Origin of the sequence: Marinomonas sp. TW1, assembly GCF_001625355.1 — a bacterium.
In the GTDB taxonomy this organism is placed as follows: Bacteria; Pseudomonadota; Gammaproteobacteria; order Pseudomonadales; family Marinomonadaceae; genus Marinomonas.
The window spans coordinates 63,063-84,660 of sequence record NZ_JSEE01000009.1; the positions used below are offsets into that span (position 1 = coordinate 63,063).

Sequence of the window (21,598 nt, forward strand, 5' to 3'; positions counted from 1 at the left end):
CTATTACAATGCTATTGTTTAACCTATTAAGAATCTTTCTCATCTAGGTTAAACAATAGCAGATGGTGGCTACATGACGCGTTGACCAGGTTTGGCGCCAGCATGTGGTTCCAGTAGGTAAATTTCTTCACCACCAGGGCCTGCTGCTAATACCATGCCTTCTGATAAGCCAAACTTCATCTTGCGTGGTGCAAGGTTAGCAACCATGACCGTATATTTGCCTTCTAAATCTTCTGGCTTATAAGCTGACTTAATACCAGAGAAGACAGTGCGTGTTTCACCACCAATATCAAGGGTCAGTTTCAAAAGCTTGTTGGCTTTTTCTACATGCTCTGCTTTAGCAATTAATGCAATGCGCAAGTCCACTTTCGCGAAATCATCAAAATTGATTTCTGCTTCGAGAGGTTCTTTGCTCAATTCTGTTTCTTGTTGAACGTTTGTCACGGAAGGTGCTTTCGACGCAGCTTCGGCTGCGGCTTCCACCTTGCCTTCTTCAATCATGTCATCAATCTGTTTTTGCTCAATACGACCCATTAGAGGCTTGAATTTATTGATGGTATGGCCGAACAATAATTCTGAACGGTTGTCCCACGTTAGCGCTTTATTCAAGAAGGCTTCGGCATCGGCCACCATGTTTGGCATAACCGGTTTCAAGTAAGTTGCTAACACACTGAATAGATTCAAGGCGACAGTACAGACTTCTTGAACTTTAGGCAGTGTGGCTTCTTCTTTTGCCAAAACCCAAGGCGCTTGATCGGCAATGTAAGTATTCGCCACGTCAGCCAAACGCATGATTTCACGAACGGCTTTACCGTATTCACGGCTTTCAAAATGCTCGGCAATCACATCACCAGCATCAATGAAAGATTGAATCATGTCGTTTTCGCTGACCTCAGTAGCCAACTGACCATCAAACTTCTTAGTAATAAAGCTGGCGGTACGGCTGGCAATATTAACCACTTTACCTACTACGTCAGAATTCACTCGTTGGATGAAATCTTCTAGATTTAAATCAATGTCGTCGACGCTGGCGTTAAGCTTAGCGGCAAAGTAGTAGCGTAAGTATTGTGGGTCTAAATGGTTTAAGTAAGTACGCGCCTTAATAAAAGTGCCGCGTGACTTAGACATCTTGGTGCCGTTTACCGTGACATAGCCGTGGGCATTTACTTTCGTGGGGGTGCGGTAACCGGCGCAATCTAACATCGCAGGCCAGAACAAAGCATGGAAGTTGATGATGTCTTTACCGATGAAGTGGTAAAGCTCGGCGTCTGAGTCTTTTGCCCAGTAATCCTCGAAGTTTAGCCCTTCCGTGCGATCACACAGATTCTGAAAACTCGCCATGTAACCGATCGGAGCATCTAGCCATACGTAGAAATATTTGCCAGGAGCGTCTGGAATTTCAAAGCCAAAATAAGGTGCGTCACGGCTGATGTCCCATTCTTGTAAACCGGAATCCAACCACTCGGCCAGTTTGTTCGCCACTTGGTCTTGTAAGGTGCCACTGCGAGTCCATTTCGCTAAGAAGTCTTGGAAATCGGGTAATTTAAAGAAGTAATGCTCGGACTCTTTTTCAATGGGTGTCGCACCAGAATACACTGAGCGTGGGTTGATCATTTCCATTGGCGTGTAAGTGGCGGAACACACTTCACAGTTGTCGCCGTATTGGTCTTCCGCTTTACACTTAGGGCATGTGCCTTTGATAAAGCGATCTGCTAGGAACATTTCTTTTTCTGGATCGTAAGCTTGCACGATGGAACGTACTGAGATTTTGCCGTTATCACGCAGCGCTTTATAGATGCTGGTAGAAATGTCACGGTTTTCTTCTGAGTGAGTTGAGTGGTAGTTATCGTAACCAATCAAGAAATCATTGAAGTCTTTCATGTGCTCTTGGCGCACGCCTTCGATCAACTCTTCAGAGGTGATGCCATTTTGCTCCGCTTTAATCATAATGGCGGTGCCATGGGCGTCATCGGCACAAACCGCAGTACACACGTGCCCACGCATTTTCTGAAAACGCACCCAGATGTCTGTTTGGATGTGTTCCAGCATGTGTCCTAAATGGATAGATCCATTTGCATAAGGAAGGGCGCTGGTGACGAGTATTTTGCGTTGCGTTTGTGCCATTTTTGATAAGCCTACTGGATTAAAAAAGGTCGAATATTCTATCAGAATTTAGAGGTGGACGACGAAAAAGAGTCTCAGTCTAAATAAGGGATAGCATGTTGAAAGGCGACATTATAAGACGCCACTTATTCAGTGCAAGTCTAAGCCTTGCTTTTCCACGATTTGCCCCCACATTGGCATCATCATATCCATTTATTCGCGCCGCTTGTTAATTAGGAGCCTACATGCCCACCTTAGACGAACTGCATGCTCAACAGCAGACCATTTTGGCTGAACTGATCGATCCCAATACCCAACAAGCCTATGGTGATGTCTGGCAATTGACCGGTGATGACGCCCGTTTACATTTGCGTATTACTTTACCTTACCCAGCGCAGCAACAGCAGGCGCAACTAGAGCAAATTGTTCAAACAGCGCTAAACGATACTCGGGAACTGACGTTAGAGATTGAACACGAAATCAGCCAATACGCTACACAGGGGAATTTACCTGGCCTTAATGGGGTGAAAAATGTGATTGCCGTGGCGTCGGGTAAAGGTGGGGTTGGTAAATCGACCACTACGGTGAACTTGGCCTTGGCCATGGCACGTGAAGGCGCGCGCGTGGGGATTCTGGATGCGGATATTTACGGCCCAAGCCAAGGTATGATGCTGGGTTTTGCCGATGGTACTCGACCACAAGTGCGCGATGAAAAGTTCTTTATTCCGCCGAGCGCTCATGGTGTGCAAGTCATGTCGATGGCCTTTTTGATGACCAAAGATACGCCAGTAGCGTGGCGTGGTCCTATGGTTACTGGGGCTTTGATGCAAATTCTCACGCAAACCGATTGGGATGACTTGGATTATTTGTTTGTTGATATGCCACCAGGTACTGGCGACATTCAATTGACGTTATCGCAAAAAGTGCCGGTTGCTGGATCTGTGATCGTTACCACACCGCAAGACATTGCGCTGTTGGACGCTCGTCGTGGCATAGAGATGTTTAATAAAGTGAAGATTCCGGTATTGGGCGTGGTAGAAAACATGTCAACGCACATTTGTTCTAACTGTGGCCATCATGAAGCCATCTTTGGTGATGAGGGTGGTGCCAGCTTAGCAAAAGAATACGGCGTCAATGTCTTGGGTAAGTTGCCGTTGAGTTTGTCGATTCGTGAACAGAGTGATTTAGGGAGGCCGATTGTGGTAAATTCCCCCGATAGTGAGGTGACGGGCATTTATCAGTCGATTGCTCGTCAGTTGGGTGCTACTCTTGCCCGCCTACAAGAACAGCAATTTGTGATGCCAACCATTGGCATGAGCGACGATTGAGGAAGTAACATGCGTTTGTGTGACCGAGATATAATTAAAGCCCTAGACCAAGGCAACATCGTGATTGAGCCACGCCCAGACAACAGCGTGATCAGCGGTGTGTCGGTGGACTTACGTTTGGGCAACTCATTTCGAGTGTTTCAAGGTCACCCAGCGCCTTATCTTGACCTGAGCAGTTCCAAAGACGATCTGAGTAAAGTCATCGAATCTGTGATGAGTGATGAGATCCTAGTCGATGATGGCAAACCTTTCTTTATTCACCCTGGAGAACTGGTATTGGGTGTGACCAAAGAGTCGGTCACGATTCCTGACGACTTGGTCGGTTGGTTAGACGGCCGTTCTTCTCTGGCTCGTTTGGGGCTCATGGTGCACGTAACGGCTCACCGTATTGATCCCGGTTGGAGTGGTGGCATCGTTTTGGAATTCCTTAATGGGGGGAAATTACCCATTGCTCTAAGCCCAGGAATGACCATAGGGGCGATTAACTTTGAAACCTTGTCTGGTCCAGCAGAACGCCCTTATAACAAGCGCGATAACGCCAAATATAAGGATCAAAAATCCGCCGTCGGTAGTCGCATCAGTGGCGATAAATCTCAATAGAGACGAATTTTTTAGTAAACACCATGACGTATCATAATATTCCAGTGAACATCATTACCGGATTTTTAGGATCTGGTAAAACGACCCTCATTCGCCAGCTTCTCAGTAAGGTACCTGCGGGTGAACACTGGGCGGTATTGGTCAATGAGTTTGGTGAAGTGGGCATAGATGGTGCGTTACTGGCAGACAGTGGTGCTAGCATCAAAGAAGTACCAGGCGGTTGTTTATGTTGTGTGACCTCGGCGGCGTTCAGTACAGGCTTGAATGCACTGATCAAGCAGGTCAATCCAGACCGCATACTCATTGAGCCCACTGGCATTGGTCACCCCGCGCAAATCATGGCGCAATTGCAAGCCGAACACTACCATGATGTGCTGGATGTCAAAGCGTCTGTGTGCTTGCTGGACGTTCGTAATTTACAAGATCCAAGATACCTTGGTCATCCAGCGTTCTTTGACCAGATCGATCAAGCTGATGTGCTGATTGCGTCAAAGGCCGACCAATACTCGGAAGCCCAGCAAGATCAATTTCTAGCTTTTGTCGCACAACTCAAAGACCCGAAAAAATACGCTTTTTCTTATCATGGCGATATCGCTTTATCTTGGCTTGATTATTCGAAGAGAGAAGCGACGATTGTGTCACTCCATGACCATTCACACCATCATGATCATTCACACCATCATGACCATTCACATCACCATCACCATCACCATCATGATCAAGAGGCCATTCCGCGTCAGCATGACAAGATCACCGTCTTTGAAAAGCGCGATCAAACACTTTGTAGCATTGGTTGGGTGATTGCCGGAGACATTTTATTTCAACAATCTGCTTTAGAAGACCTCGTACAACAACTCAAACAGCACAAAGGTTTTTGGCGACTCAAAGGCCGACTCAACCTTAATACCGAGAGCGCCATTGAGTGCAACATCACCCAAACGGAGCTGGATTTCGCCACGCAAGACAGTGTTCTGCAATCCAAAATTGAGTGTCTTGTCGATGATGAACATCAGCTTGCTGAAGTAAAAGGTCTGATAGAAAAGGCGTTGTTTTAGTTTGTCATGCCCTAGGCTTTTTGCATTACGTCTGATTGTCTCTTTTTCACATTTTTAAGATGAACGGTTCTAACTTTTCCCTGTTTTATGGTTTATACAAGGAAAAAAGTTAAGAAAGATTAAACTAATCATCTTGTAACTGGGAAGATCTGATACAGCAATTTCGACCTTTTGCTTTGGCGTCATATAGAGCATGATCCGCTTGTTTAATAAAGTCATCTGGGTCTTCTTCTGTTGTGAACACTTCCGTTATACCTGCACTGATTGAAACCGAAATGGTTTTGTCATCGTAAACTATTTTAAGATTTTGGATGGCGGTACGGATTCGTTCAGCCACATCGAAGGCTTGCTTTTCATTTGCGTGCGGTAATATTACGATAAATTCTTCGCCACCATAGCGACCGACACAATCTCCTTGTCTAAGGCTTGCTCGAATGGCTTTTGCGGACTGTTTGAGTACTTCATCACCCGCGGGGTGACCATAGGTATCATTGATTAATTTAAACTTATCTAAGTCCATTAAAATAACGCTGAGCTTGCCACCAAACTGATTTAAACGGTCAATTTCTTTATCAAAAAAAGATAAGGTCTGAGTACGGTTATTTATCTGTGTTAAACCGTCTTTGGTTGCCATACTTTGTAATTTGTTATGGGCTATTTTCAAGGCAGACAGAGGCAGTTTCATTAAGCGGTAAGCAATGAAAAAAATGATCAATAGGTTGGCAAGGACAATGAGTGTGCCGGTGAGCATGGCGGTGTTCATATCATCGCGGAAGCGAGTGACATTTTGATAAATTTCAATGGCCCCAGCGATCTGCCCTGATTGATTGTAAATGGCTGTGTAAGTCGATACTACATCAATATTAAACTGTTTCTCAAAAGCTAAATCCATCTCACTGTCTTTGTAATACATTTTAGAAACAGGTACACCCGTTAGCGCTTTTTCAAGGGAATCATTGCCAATATTCAGAGTACCGATAAGCTTTTTATCTGTGCTGTAGGCAATGGTTTTCTCGGGAGTAAAGACCTTTACCTTAATCATATGGAATGGCTCTAACGTCTGGCGAAAGGCGATGTCTAATGAGTCTTCAGGAATGTTGCTGAGATCAATCATGGCATTTTCATTGGCTAATAATAATTCATGGTAGCTGTTGGTAAAGGATTGACTGATGCTGATGGCTTCGGCTTCAGCCCGATCAAGAATGTAGGCTTTTGACACCCAGTAAATGGTCAGAGTAGAAAAAATCAAAATGGCACTGGCCAAGAGAGATAGTAAGATAAACATGCTGCGAATGAGCTGAGTGGGAGTGTGAATGTCATCCCACTTTTGAGTCATTAAAGGGGGGAGATGAGATACCTTATAATCCGTCCAAAACATAAATCCTCCTCAGCTATATCCATGCTTTTATTATTTGGTAAAGGCTTTAAAAAAGTGTCCTGAACGGTGTAGTTTGTAGTTCTGATTGCCTTCCTGACCAATATTTGATTTAGAGAATGCCTTATATGTCCACTGATACTCTTCACGTTTTCATGAAGCCATTGTTACTGAGTGTAGTTGATAATTCTTATTTGGATAGGGACTAAGAGCATGTGAAGGCTATGTAGTCGTCTAATAACGTCTGGGAGGTCCAGTTTCCAGTCGACCAGATGATACGAGTAGGGAATCCGTTTAAACATTATAAAATAAGGTTCAATCATCTTGTTTAATGGTATAAAAGTGATGAAACAGCCGTATGGCTGCTTATATTGGGCTTTTGGGAAAGTTAAGGCGCCTTGCTCGGCTTGATCGTATGTTTCTAAGGTTTAGGAGTCGCTCAAGAATAGGCTGATGTTGTGAATAAACGTGCTCTATTCATGCAAAATCATAGTAATATTTATGGAGAAATCGCATAATCACACAGTATTACATTTTGTAATGCTGATAGCATCTTAAGCTGATGTTTTAGTAATAGTAAATACTTTTAATCGTTTAAACCAGAAAGGATGATCTATGTTACGGTCTTTAAAGTTTCAAATATACATGCTTACCTTATTGCCATTGCTTCTAGCGGGTGTGTTATCGGCTATCGAAATGCTAACTGCGATTCAAGTTGTTCAAGAAAAAACCACACAAACCATTTCTCATTCGGTTTTGGACGTGGAGAAGAAAGGCTTGATGGCTGTGATGGAGTCGGTGAGAACAATTGTCGAACCCTATGCAAAGAAGCCTAACAAAGAAGGTCTGCCTGAAGCGTTAGCGATTTTAAATTCGATAAAATTTAATGATGGTCAAGGCTATATATTTTCTTTTACCTCTGACGGCACCATGCTTCAACATGGCGTAAGTAAAAAAATAGTAGGATCCAATATTCTTGATCGCACCGATGCTAAAGGAACATTTTTTTTCAAAGAGCTGGTTAAAGCCGCAAAAAATGGTACGCATTTTGTCGAATATTTTCACCTCAAACCCGGTGCTGAAGAGCCGTCACTAAAATACGCTTATTCCTTATATATCCCTGAATGGGATTTAATGATTAATGCGGGTATTTATCTAGATGAGACACAAAAAATAGTTGATACGATAACAGCAGAGATTAATGGTTCTAAAAACTCGATACTGCTTCAAAATGCAGTGATCACTATTGTTGTTATGCTGCTTATTATTCTGTTGGTGTCTTTCGCTGTGTCAATACTATATCGGTCGCTTAATACGCTGCGTCTTTCTGTCGCCGACCTTGCGAATGGTAACGGCGATTTGACGGTAGCGCTACCTTATAGCTATATCGATTTAATTGATGAGATATCGAAAAACTTTAATCGCTTCCTTGCTTCTCTTAACTCTGATATCACACATTTAAAAGCGACAACTCAAGAGTTAAATCAGATTGCAAAAACGTCCTCAGAGCATCAGTTACTCTTGGTCGAGTCTGTTAATACTCAAAAAGATGGTGCTTTACAGGTTGCTGCCGCAATAGATGAAATGTCCTCTACTGCCAGTGATATCGCTAATAATGCGGAGGTTACTCGCTCATCTGCTGAGTCTGCTAATTCACAAACCAAAGATGTCCTTAATCAGGTGGAAACATCAAATGAGCAACTTGAGAACCTCAATATATTGATGACGGATGTTGAGAAGTCTATTAATGAATTAGGACAAAATGTAGAAGATATTAATTCTGCATTAAGCGTGATTCAAAGTATCTCTGAACAAACCAATCTACTGGCACTGAACGCCGCTATTGAAGCCGCACGAGCTGGGGAGCAAGGTCGAGGCTTTGCTGTTGTTGCCGATGAAGTGAGAACGCTTGCTCAGCGCAGCCAAGAGAGTACTGTTGAAATCAGTGGTATTTTGGAGAAGCTGCAAGCCAGCGCTGCGAACACGGTAAGCGACATGGAGCGTTCTGGCGTGCAACGCAACAAAGTGCTTGAGGCTATGTCAAATATTCGTGCACTCATCAGTAGTAGCACTGAATCCATTGAGGGGCTGACGCTGTTGAATATTCAGGTTGCGACCGCCGCAACAGAACAGTCAGCGGTGGCCGATGAGATTGCAGAGAACATCAATGGCATTGTGGTACAGGCTGATAACATCAGTTCTGGCGCAGAAAAAGCGTCTGAGCAAATGTCTGGTCTGGAGAAACAATCTCAGCTTATTGAAAATATAACGAGCAAATTTAAAGTCTAATAATTATTCCCCTCTGTAAGAGCGTCTTTGTACGGAGGGGATTCTGCTGTTCTGAGTCACAACGAACAGTTATTTATGAAAATAAATCACTGTTCTTAGGCTCACCCCTTATAAAACCCCAAGATACTTTCATGTCCGAGTGGCTTTATTTAATAGCGCTACGTAGGGATCTAGTAATAAAAAGGATGGAATACTATGTGTAAAACTAGGAAATGGTTATGTACCGCATTCGGGATTGCTTTAACAATGTCTCCTCTTGTGACGCAGGCAAAAGTCACGAATTTTACTGTTACCAACACCATTCGCCCTGTTTTTGAGGGCACTCGCTTTGGGGATGTCGGTGCCTATGAACGTATTGATGCGATCGCTGAGCTGGCGATTGACCCTAATTCCACACGGGGCAAAAAAATTGTTGATCTGGAGTATGCTCCGGTAGGCAAAGACGGACTCGTTCATTACTCAACTAAGGTGTCAATTCTACGTCCTATCGATGCGGAAAAAGCGAACGGTACTTTATTTTATGAAGTGTTAAACCGCGGAAGAAATTTATCGCTTGCTTTATTAAACAGGGCAAGCAGCCTTGGTATGCCTGAAACGGTGAAGGATGCGGGTGATGGTTTTTTGATGGACAACGGCTACACCCTTGTCTGGAGCGGTTGGCAAACCGATTTACCCGAGAATAAACTCAAGCTGAATGTCCCCGTGTTGCCTTCTGTTACTGGTCTTTCACGGGAAGAATTTATATTTGATAAAGCCGATCAGGTTATGACCGCCAACTTGACCTATCCGGCGATGGATATGGACAGCAAAAACGCGACACTGAGCGTGCGCCAAAACGCAGATGACCCGCGTTCCACTGTGTCCGGTTTATCTTTTAAATACCTGTCACCTACGCAAATCGAGATTACTCGTCCTAAGGGGTTTGATAACGGCGTCATTTATGAATTCATCTATAGGGCGAAAAACGCCGTACCTGCTGGACTGGCTTTTACCGCCACGGCGGATGTGGTGAGTTTCTTACGCGGTTCTAAGGGCCATGACGTGGCGTCGCCATTGAAAAAGATCGATAACAGCATTGGTCTTGGTCTTTCTCAATCGGGGCGTTTTTTGCGTGATTTCATCTACCAAGGCTTCAATGCCGATGAGTCCCTTACTAAGGTATTTGATGGGGTGATTACTCATATTGCAGGGTCCCGTAAGACTTATACGAACTATCGTTTTGCTAAAGTAGGTCGTTACTCTCGCCAACATGAAGACCATGATGTGCAAGGTGACCAATTTCCCTTTGGCTATGCCTTGTCAACCGATCCTTTGACGGGTCGTACTGATGGTATTTTACAAGCATGCCGTACCAGTAATACCTGCCCTAAAATCATGCAAACGGATACCTCGACAGAGTTTTGGCAAGCCAGGGCGGCCCTAATGTCTACTGCGCCAGACGGCACTGAGATTAAGGTTCCGGACGAGGTTCGTTGGTACTTCTTGGCTGGTGCTCCGCACTTTAATGTTTGGGGGGCGGTGAGTAAAAGTAAGGCGGTATGCCAGTACCCAACGAACCCTATCAGTGCCGCACCGGTAATGCGGGCGTTAACAAGCGCAATGCAAGGCTGGATCGCGGATGGTACTCAGCCTCCTGCTAGCCAGTATCCAAATACTCGCGATGGCAGCCTTGTTGCCTTGTCTGAACTGCATCTACCTGATGACAGCTACATGCCGGTTTATAATGTGCTTAAAGTAATGGATCACAGCGTTATCCCTCCTGTTGCCGGTAAAGCCTACCCTGTACTTGTGCCACAGCTTGATGCAGATGGTATTGCCATGGGAGGCGTAAAAGTGCCCCGTGTCGCTGCGCCCTTAGGGACTTATTGGGGGTGGAACTTGCGCAATGAAGGTTATGCCAAAGGTAATCTTTGTGGTTTGAATGGCTCTTTTATTGCCTTTGCAAAAGAAAAAGGTGCGATAGAGGCCGATACACGTCCCTCGATATCTGAACGCTATGGCGATGTGGAAGGCTATGTAAAAGTGGTGAAAGCGAAGGTGAAAAACCTAGTCGATCACGGTTTTATGTTGCCGGGTGATGTGGACTTTGTGGTTCAACAAGCGAAAAAAGACTTTGAAAACCTTTAAAGACGGTGCGAATAAGTCTACTAACCCTCTTCCTTAATAAGTCTATTAGGTGTCAGGTGAGTATAACGTCTGACACCACTGTTGCTTATTCATTAAGTATCCTTTTTTTCATTGGTATTTTTAAAAAATAATACGTTTTTGAGTGATGGCGTAGGGAGACTGTTTAATTCATATCAATTGGTAAAAATGGTTACGGGGCAGATCAGTAACGTTATTCTGCTGATGCTGCCCCGATTATTTCATGCTTTTAAAAAACCGCTAAAATGTGTTTTCAAACACCAGTTCATCCACAGGAAGTTGTCCGCCACGGGGTTGTGCGGGTTTGGTGCCTTTGCCGATGGCCAGCATCATGACGATGACATGGTCTTTTGGTAATTTGATGAGGTCAGCGACCTTGTCGAATTCGATGCCGATCATAGGGCTGGTGTTGTAGCCCATTTCTTCTGCGGCCAACATGAGATTTTGCCCAGCCATAGCGCCAGAGCGAATGGCTTCATCTCTTTGTAGCCATGTCTTGCCTTGGTAGAAGTTTTCCAGCATGGACACTAGCATGTCTTGCGCCTCATTCGGGGCATTCTTCCAGTATCTTCTCGGGTTGTCGGACCAAGCTTGGGTATTCGCGACTATGATGACGAGTTCCGACGCGGCGCTGATTTGTTCTTGGTTCCAGGCGGCATGTTGGATTTTTTGTCGCTGTTGTTCATCGACCACGCGCACAAAACGCCAATGTTGAATATTGAACGAGGTAGGGGCCAGTATCGCGGCATTGATGAGTTTATGAAACGCTTGGTCCGACATTTTATGGTCGGGATCAAACTGTTTAATTGAACGTCTTTTCTCGATTAGATTGAATACACTCATGATTTACTCCTATGTGTTTAAAGTGAATAGGGACATGGTGCGTTTTTTTTATCAATGCATAAACTGCCTAAGTCGGGTTTCTATTTTTGCGTTGTGCGCAATAATGAGGAATACTGTTTTCCATTAGTAAACAGAGGTTGGATATTGTGTTTGAAGCGATGGAGCAATTTGTGCGAGTGGTGGAATTAGGTTCCTTTAGCGCGGCGGCGGAGTCGTTAGGGAAAAAACCAAGCTCCATCACCAGAAAGGTCAATCAACTTGAACATGAAGTGAAAACCCAATTGCTGATTCGCTCGACTCGTCGACTTGATCTGACGCCAGATGGCGAACAGTTTTATAATCAATGCAAACAAATCTTGCAGTCCGTCCATGCTGCCAAGCACAGCTTTGTCAAAGATGATGCTAAAGTCGATGGCCGTTTGGGTATTGCCACTTTTGATAGCGTAGGGCGGGGCGTTCTTGTGCCGCTCATCGCTCAATTTCGACAGAAGCATCCAGACACTAAGATTGCGATCAGTCTCGATAATAATTTGTCTGATCTTCATAAAGGGCCATTTGATTTGGCCATTCGATACGGGCGTCCTGATGACTCAAGTTTACTTTTTCGGCCGTTAAGAAAGATGCCTAATGTGCTGGTTGCCTCTCCGTCTTATCTGCAACAGTCAGCTCCCATTGAATCGCCAGAGGATTTAAAATCTCACGCTTGTTTGGCCTTCTATCGATCTCGTCAGCATGCTTGGTGGCATTTTAAAAAGGGAACTGAGTACAGAAAAATCCGCATTGATCCAATGCTCTCGTCAGAAGGTGGAACGCCCTTGTTGATGTGGGCTAAAGCGCACCAAGGTATTACTTTGGTGAGTAAGCTTTTTATTGAAGAAGATCTAAGAGACGGTCGTTTAGTTGAGGTATTACCTCATTGGCAAGCCTCACTGACAGAGCAAGATAGCGCCATGTTGTATCTAGTATGGAAACCGTCATCGGGACAAAAGCCCATTGTCAGAGCCATGATCAACGACATTGTCGCAGCGCTAAGTGACAGACCGAAAGAGTTTGTGATTGCTTTACCTGAGAATATGTCCTCATTATGTCAATCCTACCTAGCAAGCTATCTAAAACGTTTACCCAAGGCGCAAGCTGAGCAGTACTCTTCATTTAGTGCGGATTACTTTTGTGCCGATGAGGTCAATGCCAATCTTTGCGCTGAACTGATTTTGCGCGGTGAAAAGCGGGCTTCGTGTAGTATGGCGCATTGGTATCATCACGACGAGGAAGCGTATCCCCAAGTTGGGCATTTGCAAGTGGTTACCAACTGGCAGGGGCAACCGGTTTGTATCATTGAGACAACCCAAGTTAGCGAATGCCGCTTTAATGAGGTGACGGCCGAGTTTGCTGTGGCCGAGGGTGAGGGAGATAAGTCACTGGGCTGGTGGCGTGAGGCACACTGGGATTTCTTTTCTAAAGAATGTGAAGAATTAGACATTTCTCCAGCGGAAGATATGATGCTGGTGTTGGAACACTTTAAACGCGTTTATCCGTTATGAGCTTTTTAGGCCGCAGAGGTGGCTCTCCAAATATACGCTTATAAGCTCTGGAGAACGCCGCTTCCGATTGATAGCCCAATTCTTCGGCCAGATCGGCCAAAGTCACTTGAGACTGATTGATTTTGTGTCTCGCCAAATTCATTCGCCATTCAGTAAGGTAATGTTTCACTGAGGTACCAATGACCTGGGTAAAATGTGCAGAAAACCCTGAGCGCGACATGCCTGCTAATGATGCCAGTTGATCAACCGTCCAAGCGTATTGTGGTTGAGTGTGAATGGCTGACAAGGCTTTAGCTAATTTCGGGTTTTGTAGGCCGCTAAGCCATCCATTTGAGGTGTGGTTACTTTGAGTGATCCAGTTGCGAATGGCTTGAATGACAATAATGTCAGCCAGATGTGTCATGATGGTTTCACCGCCAGGGGCAAGCGTCGAGGCTTCTTGTTCTAAGGTTTGCATCATACTTTGCAGAGACAGAGGTAGGTTGTCCTTTGCTTGGCTTAGGTGAATGACGTCAGGAAGCTGTGTAATCAGCTTTTGTCCTGCAATATGGTCAAAGCTTAGTACCCCGCAGATGAGCCGAGTTACCTGTGCTTCGCTTTGCCCTTCCACTTTTTCTCTTTCTTTTTCACGTCCTTTTCCGCCATAGCGAAGAAATTCATAACGTTCTGAGAGTTTGGTGACGGGAATGTCGAAGAAAGGTTCACATGTTTGTCCCTTTTCATGACTAATATTATGGCCCAGACCTTTGGCGACTAAGGCCAGTTCACCTGGCTGCAAATAGTGGCTTTGACCGTTTTCGAAGCTTAGCCAACTCCCTCCCTCCGTCACGATATGGAACATCATTTTGCCTGCTAAAGGGGGCATGGCAATGCCCCAAGGCTCAATCAGCTCTGAATTGGCGTAGATCAAACCGTTTAGTCTAAGAGAATAAAGGGTTTCGCCTAACGTATCGGAATGAGCAGGTATATCACGAGGTGGAAGCATGTTGGTGTCCATGACTTTATAATCTGTGTTTTTAGACGAACTGCAAAAAAGTATGGACATTAAGGCATTAAATATCAAGTTTTAGCCGATTAAACTGTCATTCAAGTTAGCAAGTACTGGCTGATGTTTAACATTGAATGAGAGGATTTGAGATGAAAGACAATAGAATGGCAATCATTGGTGCCCAGGGTAAAACCGGCGCAAGAGTTATGAATAAGTTGAACGCATTAGGTTTGAATCCCCGTGGCTTATCACGCCACAGTGAAGTGATGTTTGATTGGGCAAGGCGTGACACTTGGGTGCCCGCTTTGACAGGTGTGAAAGCCCTATATGTGACCTATTATCCTGATTTGGCAGTCCCGCAAGCGGAAGAGGATATGAGTGCTTTAGTCGCCGTGGCAAAACAAGTCGGAATCGATCATTTAGTGTTGTTATCTGGCCGAGGTGAAGAAGGGGCGCAGCGCGCTGAGCAGGTGGTCATACACAGTGGACTAAGGTGGAATGTGGTGCGGGCCAGTTGGTTCATGCAAAATTTTAGTGAGAGTTTTATGGCACAGGGCATTGCCGCTGGGAACTTAGTATTGCCTGAGCCTAACGCCACAGAACCTTTTATAGACGCAGAAGATATTGCCGATGTGGTGGTAGCGGCGTTCACGCAGCCGCATTTGACCGATCAATTATTGGAGGTGACAGGGCCTGAGTTACTGAGTTTTATGGATTGCGTCGAAAAAATCAGTTCAATGATTGGGCGAAAGGTGGAGTTCACCCCTGTACCAGTAGAGGCTTATTTAGCGGGTGCTAAGGCGCAAGGTTTGCCCGATGACATGGCCTGGTTGATCAACGAATTATTCGTCAATGTATTGGATGGGCGTAACGAATCGACCACGGATACAGTATGGCAAGTTTTAGGTCGACCAGCGCGTCGTTTTGATCAATATCTCGTGGATCAGGCCGAGGCGTCGATATGGTGTCAATCACAGGAGAATACAGATGGCTGAGTTACTGATTGTCTTATTGGGTATCATGGCTGGAACGTATTTTGCTTTTTCCGCTTTTGTGATGAAAGCATTAAATCGTCTTGCTGCCAACGAGGCAATTAACGTCATGAACAGCATAAATCGAGTGATTTTAAACAGCGTATTCATGCCTATTTTCTTTGTTTCAAATGCTTGCTTGTTGGGGGCTTTTATATGGCATGTGTTTCACTGGCAAGCGGGGTTGTCGGGGCTTTGGGTCGCGTCAGCCTTGATCTATCTGCTGGGTATGTTTGCGGTAACTTTATTTGGTAATGTGCCATTGAATGAGCGACTGAAACAGGGGGCGAAACATTCAGAATTAAGCCACATTCTTTGGCATGAATATGCTGTTAAGTGGACGCGATTGAATCACGTAAGGGCATTAAGTAGTGCTTTAGCCTGTTCTATTTTGACTTACGTATAATGGCTTTTTCAGAAGCGCGGCGGTTTCTGATGGATGGTACACTGTGGTATTGCATCGTTGGTGCAATGAAGCAATACCACCGTAATATTGATGGCTATTTGTAGTAGAGGAATGGATATGGCAAAACTGGGTATTAAAAACGGCCAACTGACGGCTTGTTCAAGCAAGCCAAATTGTGTCTGTAGTCAGGCGCAAGATAGAGAGCATTACATTGATCCATTGTTATTTCATGGCAATCTGGAGACGGCCCATCAGGCGCTGGTAACGATTTTACAGCAGACTAAACGTGTGAATATCGTTACCATCGAGACAAACTATCTGCATGCTGAATTTAAGATTGCACTGCTTCGTTTTGTGGATGACGTGGAGTTTTACTTTGTCGAAGAATCATCGAGTTTGACGACCATTCACATTCGCTCAGCTTCTCGAGTAGGGTATTCCGATTTGGGGGTAAATCGTAAGCGTATGGAGTCGCTTCGAGCCCAATTATGATGTTCAGCTTGATGTGCGCTTGGTATGCTTTTTTCAGTCTTTTGGCCATTCTGGCTTACGGTTTTGATAAATACGCGGCGATACGTGGCCAGTGGCGAGTTCGGGAATCTACCTTGCATTTATTGTCTTTGCTGGGCGGCTGGATTGGGGCGTTAATGGCGCAACGTTTATTTCGTCATAAGCGAAGTAAACAGCGTTTTATGTTGGTGTTTTGGGGAAGTGTGTTTGTCAATTTACTGGGATTGGTCTTGGTCTTAAGCCAATGGTCGGCTTTTATGTAACCAATATGTCAAAAAATATTGAGTATTTCATTTTATTTTCTTCCTAACCTCAGATTTGCTTCCTTCAAACTCGGTTCCGTTTTACTATTTATTCATTGAATGAGTCCTTTTTTAAAGTGGCTCATTCTGTCTTTATTAAACTCAATTTAGGAAACAGTAATGGCGGCTTTTGGTAGCGTTTTTATGCCTAAGATGGCATTAGCGACATTCGAAAATAATCAGTGGAGTGAAGCAAGTATCGTAGCGGCGGACAGCATTCAAATGCATCCAGGTGCGCACGTCTTGCATTATTCTAGTACCTGTTTTGAAGGTTTGAAGGCATTCCGCCACGAAGATGGTAGTGTGCATGTGTTTCGAATGGACCAAAATATCAAACGTTTGGCGCAAAGCAGTCGTTTGTTGTTTTTGCCAGAATTTGACGAGGCAGCCGTTTCGAAAATGATCTTAGATGTGGTCGCAGAATATGCAGAGGATGTACCTACGCCTCCAGGTTCTATGTACATTCGACCAACTCATATTGGTACCGAAGCCGCCATCGGTAAAGCCGCTGCGCCAACGGCTTCTTCTATGTTGTATGTATTGTTGTCTCCAGTTGGGGATTATTTTACGGGTGGGGCTAAAGCGTTACGTTTGTTGTTGGATGAAAACGGCATGCGTTGTGCGCCTCATATGGGAATGGTGAAAAGTGGTGGTAACTATGCCAGCGCATTGGGGCCTATCGCCAAAGCACAAAAAGAAGTACAAGCGGATCAAATCCTGTTTTGTCCAAATGGTGATGTACAAGAGACTGGTGCAGCTAACTTCTTATTGATTGACGGTAACGAAATCATCACTAAAGGATTGGATACTAGTTTCCTACATGGTGTGACACGTTCATCCATTTTGACTCTGGCAAACGATTTAGGCATGACGGTATCAGAGCGTGATCTTACCGTTGATGAGCTACTTGAGCGTGCCGCTAAGCCAGAAGTGGAAGCGGTGTTGTCTGGTACGGCCGCGGTACTGACATCTGTGGGTACTTTTATTCACGATGGTAAAGACTTTAAAGTCGGCAGTGGCGAACCTGGCCCTATTGCACAGAAGCTTCGCCAAGCATTGAATGATATTCAATGGGGTAAGGCAGAAGACAAACATAATTGGCTAACGAAAGTCGTATAAGCCTTTTGTTTTAGAGAAAAAAGTCTGAAAGACAAAAAACGCCTGTTGACACTCACTTAAGTGGATGCCATCAGGCGTTTTTGTGTTTAGGCATGAAAACCCTTTTTTTAACGCTTTGGTTTAGAAACTTAAGCGTAATGAGGCGAACATGGCATCGTAGTTATAGCCTGCAATTTCTGCCGTGTCGTAGTTGGCTGCAACGGAAAAGTTTTTTGTGACATAGTAGCGAGCGGCCACAGCAAAGCTGGAATCAGTGTCTGAGAAAACGTCGTCGTATTTGAATTTACCTTCCAATTCCACTCGATCTGAAATGGTGGTGCGAACACCTGCTGTGATCCGAAAGCCGGTTTCGTCATTGCGGCCAATATCCACTTGGACATACTGTAACTGACCGAAAATGTTGGATTGACTGCCTACACCGGAATACATACCGGCACCAACGGCCATCACATCTAGGCTGCCATATTCGGTTGATTCGAATGCGACGTAAGGTCCCGCTGAGGTTTCAAATGCACCAGAAAGGGAAGTGTAGCCATCATCAGAGGAGCTAACGTCAACTTTACCAAATCCATAATCAAGGTAGGTAAATAATGATTCTGCATAAGTGCCTGTAGAGAGAGTAACGGCAGCTGTGGCTAAACTCGATAACAAAATCTTTTTCATTTTTTTCTCCATTATATTAGTAAATGAAAACAGTTTGTCTGTGTATTTCTATATCGACGATGAGACTGGGAAGTTTAATCACAATTTGGTTTTATTTTAATGACAGTTGGTTTTTTTTGATTAATGATATTAGGCAAAATACATTAATGACGTAATTGGGATCGAGCTATGAAAGTGGTATTGGAAAAGTTGTGTTCACCTATTTTAAACCTCTTTGAGGGTGGTGAAGGGGCGTATGATTACAAACCATCCCATCGTAAAGTACTCATCACCTTAGGGATACTGTGTCTGGTCATTGGCGCCATTTCGATTTATGTGGCTTTGGTGACAGGGCAATTCGCAGGAATGATTCCAATTGTATTATTCTGTGGTACCGGTTTGGTGTGTGAAGTGGTTGGTTTACTTGGTAGTGATCGTGCTGTTGCTCGTATTTGGAAACGAAACTAAATAATGGTCATGAGTTAATGATCGAGGTAAGAAAGGCAGCGGAAGCTGCCTTTCTAGTGGCCCAGAAGGAATCTTAGTGACGTTTACCTTTATGAGGTTTGTCAGCACAGTCTTCAGCGCGCTCTTGTTGAAGTTCGAAGAATTTCGCTTTTTGATCGGCGGTTAAGACGCTTAGCATTTTATGCTGTTGGCTTAACTTGTGTACTTGACGCTCAATGCGTTTTTCACTCATTTCTTTTACCAGTTCGGTGGCTTTAGCAGGGTTAAAGTTATCGGCCATCATCAGATCTTTGAGCTGGTTCATATGTGCTTCACGCGCTTGCATGTCAGGTTTTGGAGCCTTATCAAACTCGGCTTTCATTGCTTCTCGGCTGTCTTTGCGCAACTTTTTCAATTGTTCTTTTTGGCTGTCTGTTAACGCCAATTCTTTCATTATGCCGCGGTCAAAACCGCCCATACGGCATTCTTGTTGTGGTCCTCGTGGGCCTTTACCATCTCTGTCGCCATGAGCAAAACTGCTGGTCGCGCCTAATGTTAAAGGTAGAACAAGGGAAGCGATAATAAGTTGTTTAGTGAATTTCATAGTTTGATCCTCAATATGATTAAAGGTTGCTCTCTTGGCAGTGCTCGACTGCATGTGAACTAGAATAGGATCTGCTAGGTAAAGCGCGGTCTAAGCATGGTAAAGTATCGTAAAGGATAAAATTTCAACGGGGTTTCAACGTAAAATAGATTTTAGGATCAGTAAGGTTTGAGAACGCGATGACACATATTTTAATTATTGATGACGATGTTGAATTGAGTGATTTGCTTAAAGAGGTGTTGTCATTTGAAAATTTTCAGATATCGACTGCTTACGATGGTTTGGCCGGATTAGCGACCATGAGTGAGTCAGTGGATTTGGTATTGCTGGATGTCATGATGCCGAAATTAAATGGTTTTGACACCTTGAAGCAGCTGCGTGAAAAATGGTCTGTTCCCGTATTAATGCTTACGGCTAAAGGCGACGAGATCGATCGTGTTGTCGGCTTGGAGTTAGGTGCGGACGATTATTTGCCTAAGCCATTTAGTGAACGAGAACTGTTGGCTCGTATTCGCGCTATTTTACGACGCACTCAGGTGGTTCCTGATGTTGAAAAAACTCAGGATGGCGTTTTGTTTCATGATTTAAAATTGTTTCCAGGTCGTTTAGAAGCCTATTGTAATGAGCAGTTGCTGGATCTAACGAGCACCGAATTTGCCTTGTTGCATTATTTTGTGCAACACCCTGGAAAGGTACTTACTAAGGAAGACCTGAGTCTTGAGGTGCTAGGTAAACGGCTTGCTGCTTTTGATCGTGCGGTCGACATGCATGTTTCCAATTTACGTAAAAAACTACCTGACTGGGACAATGGTAAAGCGCGCATTAAAACCTTGCGTGGTCGCGGTTATTTGCTAGTGGAGAGCGCTTAATGCGGTTGCCAAAAATCACCAGTTTGTATGGCCGAATTTTTGCCATCTTCTGGTTTACCATGTTTTTAATCGTGATGGCGGTATTGACCCTGCCACATCTTGACCCACGTAAGAGTCGGGCGATATCGCCACCGCATTATGACATGATGTTAAAGATGCGTGATCGGCTTGAGCAACGCTATGCAGGCGTCCGCAGTATTGAGCCCATTGTTGCCTTATTGGAAACTCACCCACCGCGTAGTAAAGACAACGATGACCGCCGTTTGCGCCTATTTTTAACGGATTTAGATGGCCACATCATTACATCGGACAAACGTCCCGAGTTTATGTTTCGGTCGTTACGAAACTTTGTTTCCAGCATTGATAACCCAGATGTGCCGCGCCAACGTTTGTATGGCAAAACCATGTTTTCAGGGCCACTGCCCATCCATTTGGCGGGGCAAGACTACTTCTTAATCATTGCTATAAAATGGAATGAGCCACCACACTTTTTACTGCAACTGTTTGATCACCCAATTCGTCTGTTACTGGTCGTGATGTTAGTCAGCACACCTTTTCTTCTTTGGTTGGCGTGGGCTTTGAGTCAGCCTGCAAGACGCTTGGAAGAAGCGGCCAAGCGTGTTTCGCAAGGCGTGTTTGAAATAGATCCCGAGCTTGAAAAGGGGACCAGTGAATTTCGCCAAGCGGGTGCGAGTTTTAATCAAATGGTAGAAGCCGTGAACATGATGATCAGTCGTCAGCAACGTTTGTTGTCGGACATTTCTCATGAATTAAGGTCTCCTTTAACTCGATTACGTATGGCGCAGGCGTTGGCATCACGTAAGCAAGGTGAGAGTGTTGAGTTGGAACGGATTGATATTGAAGCGCAACGACTTGAGCAAATGATAGGTAAATTGTTAGAGCTATCGAGTTTGCAAGTCGACAGCCATCTCACGCGTGAACGTCAACCTTTGTCGAGTTTATTGGAGGGCTTATTTGCGGACAGTCAGTTTGAAGCAGAGCAAAGGCACAAGCAAGTTGAGCTACCAGACATTCCAGCCTGCGATATCATGTGTCATCCACAATTATTGATGAGCGCTTTAGAAAACATTATTCGCAATGCCATTTGTTACAGTCACAGCATTGTTACCGTGTCATTGGTATTACAGGAAAAGAACCTCATGGTGTGTGTGGAAGATGATGGCGATGGGGTGCCTGAGGATGAATTGGAATCCATCTTTAGACCTTTTTATCGCGTGTCGACTGCGCGTGACCGTCACTCTGGTGGAACTGGGCTGGGCTTGGCGATTACGGAGAGTGCCATTCGTCAACACAATGGTCATATTCAGGCTAAGAAAAGTGCACTGGGTGGTTTGAAGGTGGAAGTGGTATTGCCTTTATCTTAGACGCGTTTTGTTCAAT

General features: G+C 44.6%; 20 protein-coding genes. 14 read left to right on the top strand and 6 right to left on the bottom strand.

Annotated features, from left to right (window positions below; genetic code table 11):
- Positions 1–69 precede the first annotated feature (69 nt).
- Positions 70–2,124: a methionine--tRNA ligase gene (gene metG, locus OA79_RS09715; RefSeq protein WP_063333040.1), complete on the bottom strand. Its 2,055-nt coding sequence runs from the start codon at positions 2,122–2,124 to the stop codon at positions 70–72.
- A 224-nt stretch (positions 2,125–2,348) separates the two neighbouring features.
- Between metG and apbC the strand changes: the two genes are divergently transcribed.
- From apbC to OA79_RS09730, 3 genes are read left to right on the top strand one after another with little or no spacing between them, the layout of a single operon-like run.
- A complete protein-coding gene (gene apbC / locus OA79_RS09720) occupies positions 2,349–3,431 on the top strand; it encodes an iron-sulfur cluster carrier protein ApbC (protein ID WP_063333041.1) in 1,083 nt (360 codons plus the stop codon).
- 9 nt (positions 3,432–3,440) lie between these two features.
- Positions 3,441–4,031 carry a dCTP deaminase gene (gene dcd, locus OA79_RS09725; protein WP_063333042.1) on the top strand — a complete coding sequence of 197 codons (591 nt, stop codon included), beginning with the start codon at positions 3,441–3,443 and terminating at the stop codon, positions 4,029–4,031.
- A gap of 23 nt (positions 4,032–4,054) precedes the next feature.
- On the top strand, positions 4,055–5,086 hold the full coding sequence (locus tag OA79_RS09730) for a CobW family GTP-binding protein (RefSeq protein WP_063333043.1): 1,032 nt from the start codon (positions 4,055–4,057) through the stop codon (positions 5,084–5,086).
- A 124-nt stretch (positions 5,087–5,210) separates the two neighbouring features.
- Here the strand turns inward: OA79_RS09730 and OA79_RS09735 are convergent, their stop codons facing one another.
- Positions 5,211–6,464, bottom strand: a complete 1,254-nt coding sequence (locus OA79_RS09735; RefSeq protein WP_063333044.1) for a GGDEF domain-containing protein — start codon at positions 6,462–6,464, stop codon at positions 5,211–5,213.
- 612 nt (positions 6,465–7,076) lie between these two features.
- Between OA79_RS09735 and OA79_RS09740 the strand changes: the two genes are divergently transcribed.
- Entirely contained in the window at positions 7,077–8,750 is a 1,674-nt protein-coding gene (locus tag OA79_RS09740) for a methyl-accepting chemotaxis protein (protein WP_063333045.1), read from the top strand.
- Between the two features lie 246 nt (positions 8,751–8,996).
- Positions 8,997–10,877, top strand: coding sequence for an alpha/beta hydrolase domain-containing protein (locus tag OA79_RS09745; protein WP_063333046.1), 1,881 nt, complete (start codon positions 8,997–8,999; stop codon positions 10,875–10,877).
- A gap of 258 nt (positions 10,878–11,135) precedes the next feature.
- Here the strand turns inward: OA79_RS09745 and OA79_RS09750 are convergent, their stop codons facing one another.
- Complete coding sequence (locus OA79_RS09750; protein ID WP_063333047.1) at positions 11,136–11,738, bottom strand: nitroreductase family protein; 603 nt, start codon at positions 11,736–11,738, stop codon at positions 11,136–11,138.
- A 146-nt stretch (positions 11,739–11,884) separates the two neighbouring features.
- On the opposite strand from OA79_RS09750, the gene OA79_RS18460 reads away from it, so the two are divergent.
- Entirely contained in the window at positions 11,885–13,279 is a 1,395-nt protein-coding gene (locus OA79_RS18460; RefSeq protein WP_231908845.1) for a LysR substrate-binding domain-containing protein, read from the top strand.
- On the opposite strand, the gene OA79_RS09765 is transcribed toward OA79_RS18460, so the two are convergent.
- Positions 13,257–14,264, bottom strand: coding sequence for an AraC family transcriptional regulator (locus tag OA79_RS09765; RefSeq protein WP_063333048.1), 1,008 nt, complete (start codon positions 14,262–14,264; stop codon positions 13,257–13,259). The genes OA79_RS18460 and OA79_RS09765 overlap by 23 nt on opposite strands.
- Before the next feature lie 152 nt (positions 14,265–14,416).
- Here OA79_RS09765 and OA79_RS09770 point away from each other — a divergent pair, with 152 nt between their 5' ends.
- The 5 genes from OA79_RS09770 (at position 14,417) to OA79_RS09790 (ending at position 17,635) form a co-directional block, all read left to right on the top strand.
- Complete coding sequence (locus OA79_RS09770) at positions 14,417–15,262, top strand: NmrA family NAD(P)-binding protein (protein WP_063333049.1); 846 nt, start codon at positions 14,417–14,419, stop codon at positions 15,260–15,262.
- A complete protein-coding gene (locus tag OA79_RS09775; protein ID WP_063333050.1) occupies positions 15,255–15,704 on the top strand; it encodes an anthrone oxygenase family protein in 450 nt (149 codons plus the stop codon). The genes OA79_RS09770 and OA79_RS09775 overlap by 8 nt, the downstream gene beginning before the upstream one ends.
- 117 nt (positions 15,705–15,821) lie before the next feature.
- Positions 15,822–16,196: a DUF1499 domain-containing protein gene (locus OA79_RS09780; RefSeq protein ID WP_063333051.1), complete on the top strand. Its 375-nt coding sequence runs from the start codon at positions 15,822–15,824 to the stop codon at positions 16,194–16,196.
- Positions 16,193–16,477 (top strand): DUF1294 domain-containing protein, encoded by a 285-nt coding sequence (locus OA79_RS09785; RefSeq protein ID WP_231908846.1) that lies wholly within the window; start codon positions 16,193–16,195, stop codon positions 16,475–16,477. The genes OA79_RS09780 and OA79_RS09785 overlap by 4 nt, the downstream gene beginning before the upstream one ends.
- A 159-nt stretch (positions 16,478–16,636) precedes the next feature.
- On the top strand, positions 16,637–17,635 hold the full coding sequence (locus OA79_RS09790) for a branched-chain amino acid aminotransferase (protein ID WP_063333052.1): 999 nt from the start codon (positions 16,637–16,639) through the stop codon (positions 17,633–17,635).
- 120 nt (positions 17,636–17,755) lie between these two features.
- On the opposite strand, the gene OA79_RS09795 is transcribed toward OA79_RS09790, so the two are convergent.
- Complete coding sequence (locus OA79_RS09795) at positions 17,756–18,298, bottom strand: hypothetical protein (protein ID WP_063333053.1); 543 nt, start codon at positions 18,296–18,298, stop codon at positions 17,756–17,758.
- 168 nt (positions 18,299–18,466) lie between these two features.
- Between OA79_RS09795 and OA79_RS09800 the strand changes: the two genes are divergently transcribed.
- A complete protein-coding gene (locus OA79_RS09800) occupies positions 18,467–18,745 on the top strand; it encodes a hypothetical protein (protein ID WP_063333054.1) in 279 nt (92 codons plus the stop codon).
- Between the two features lie 73 nt (positions 18,746–18,818).
- On the opposite strand, the gene OA79_RS09805 is transcribed toward OA79_RS09800, so the two are convergent.
- Positions 18,819–19,328 (bottom strand): CpxP family protein, encoded by a 510-nt coding sequence (locus tag OA79_RS09805; protein ID WP_063333055.1) that lies wholly within the window; start codon positions 19,326–19,328, stop codon positions 18,819–18,821.
- Positions 19,329–19,507: 179 nt separating this feature from the next.
- On the opposite strand from OA79_RS09805, the gene OA79_RS09810 reads away from it, so the two are divergent.
- Together OA79_RS09810 and cpxA are read left to right on the top strand one after the other, a co-directional pair.
- Positions 19,508–20,197 (top strand): response regulator, encoded by a 690-nt coding sequence (locus tag OA79_RS09810; protein WP_063333056.1) that lies wholly within the window; start codon positions 19,508–19,510, stop codon positions 20,195–20,197.
- Positions 20,197–21,582: an envelope stress sensor histidine kinase CpxA gene (gene cpxA, locus OA79_RS09815; RefSeq protein WP_063333057.1), complete on the top strand. Its 1,386-nt coding sequence runs from the start codon at positions 20,197–20,199 to the stop codon at positions 21,580–21,582. The genes OA79_RS09810 and cpxA overlap by 1 nt, the downstream gene beginning before the upstream one ends.
- Positions 21,583–21,598 lie beyond the last annotated feature (16 nt).

Bases quoted from the DNA above. Each gene is read 5' to 3' on its own strand.
- metG (WP_063333040.1), bottom strand. From the start codon at position 2,124: ATGGCACAAACGCAACGCAAAATACTCGTCACCAGCGCCCTTCCTTAT.
- apbC (WP_063333041.1), top strand. From the start codon at position 2,349: ATGCCCACCTTAGACGAACTGCATGCTCAACAGCAGACCATTTTGGCT.
- dcd (WP_063333042.1), top strand. From the start codon at position 3,441: ATGCGTTTGTGTGACCGAGATATAATTAAAGCCCTAGACCAAGGCAAC.
- OA79_RS09730 (WP_063333043.1), top strand. From the start codon at position 4,055: ATGACGTATCATAATATTCCAGTGAACATCATTACCGGATTTTTAGGA.
- OA79_RS09735 (WP_063333044.1), bottom strand. From the start codon at position 6,464: ATGTTTTGGACGGATTATAAGGTATCTCATCTCCCCCCTTTAATGACT.
- OA79_RS09740 (WP_063333045.1), top strand. From the start codon at position 7,077: ATGTTACGGTCTTTAAAGTTTCAAATATACATGCTTACCTTATTGCCA.
- OA79_RS09745 (WP_063333046.1), top strand. From the start codon at position 8,997: ATGTCTCCTCTTGTGACGCAGGCAAAAGTCACGAATTTTACTGTTACC.
- OA79_RS09750 (WP_063333047.1), bottom strand. From the start codon at position 11,738: ATGAGTGTATTCAATCTAATCGAGAAAAGACGTTCAATTAAACAGTTT.
- OA79_RS09765 (WP_063333048.1), bottom strand. From the start codon at position 14,264: ATGCTTCCACCTCGTGATATACCTGCTCATTCCGATACGTTAGGCGAA.
- OA79_RS09770 (WP_063333049.1), top strand. From the start codon at position 14,417: ATGAAAGACAATAGAATGGCAATCATTGGTGCCCAGGGTAAAACCGGC.
- OA79_RS09775 (WP_063333050.1), top strand. From the start codon at position 15,255: ATGGCTGAGTTACTGATTGTCTTATTGGGTATCATGGCTGGAACGTAT.
- OA79_RS09780 (WP_063333051.1), top strand. From the start codon at position 15,822: ATGGCAAAACTGGGTATTAAAAACGGCCAACTGACGGCTTGTTCAAGC.
- OA79_RS09785 (WP_231908846.1), top strand. From the start codon at position 16,193: ATGATGTTCAGCTTGATGTGCGCTTGGTATGCTTTTTTCAGTCTTTTG.
- OA79_RS09790 (WP_063333052.1), top strand. From the start codon at position 16,637: ATGGCGGCTTTTGGTAGCGTTTTTATGCCTAAGATGGCATTAGCGACA.
- OA79_RS09795 (WP_063333053.1), bottom strand. From the start codon at position 18,298: ATGAAAAAGATTTTGTTATCGAGTTTAGCCACAGCTGCCGTTACTCTC.
- OA79_RS09800 (WP_063333054.1), top strand. From the start codon at position 18,467: ATGAAAGTGGTATTGGAAAAGTTGTGTTCACCTATTTTAAACCTCTTT.
- OA79_RS09805 (WP_063333055.1), bottom strand. From the start codon at position 19,328: ATGAAATTCACTAAACAACTTATTATCGCTTCCCTTGTTCTACCTTTA.
- OA79_RS09810 (WP_063333056.1), top strand. From the start codon at position 19,508: ATGACACATATTTTAATTATTGATGACGATGTTGAATTGAGTGATTTG.
- cpxA (WP_063333057.1), top strand. From the start codon at position 20,197: ATGCGGTTGCCAAAAATCACCAGTTTGTATGGCCGAATTTTTGCCATC.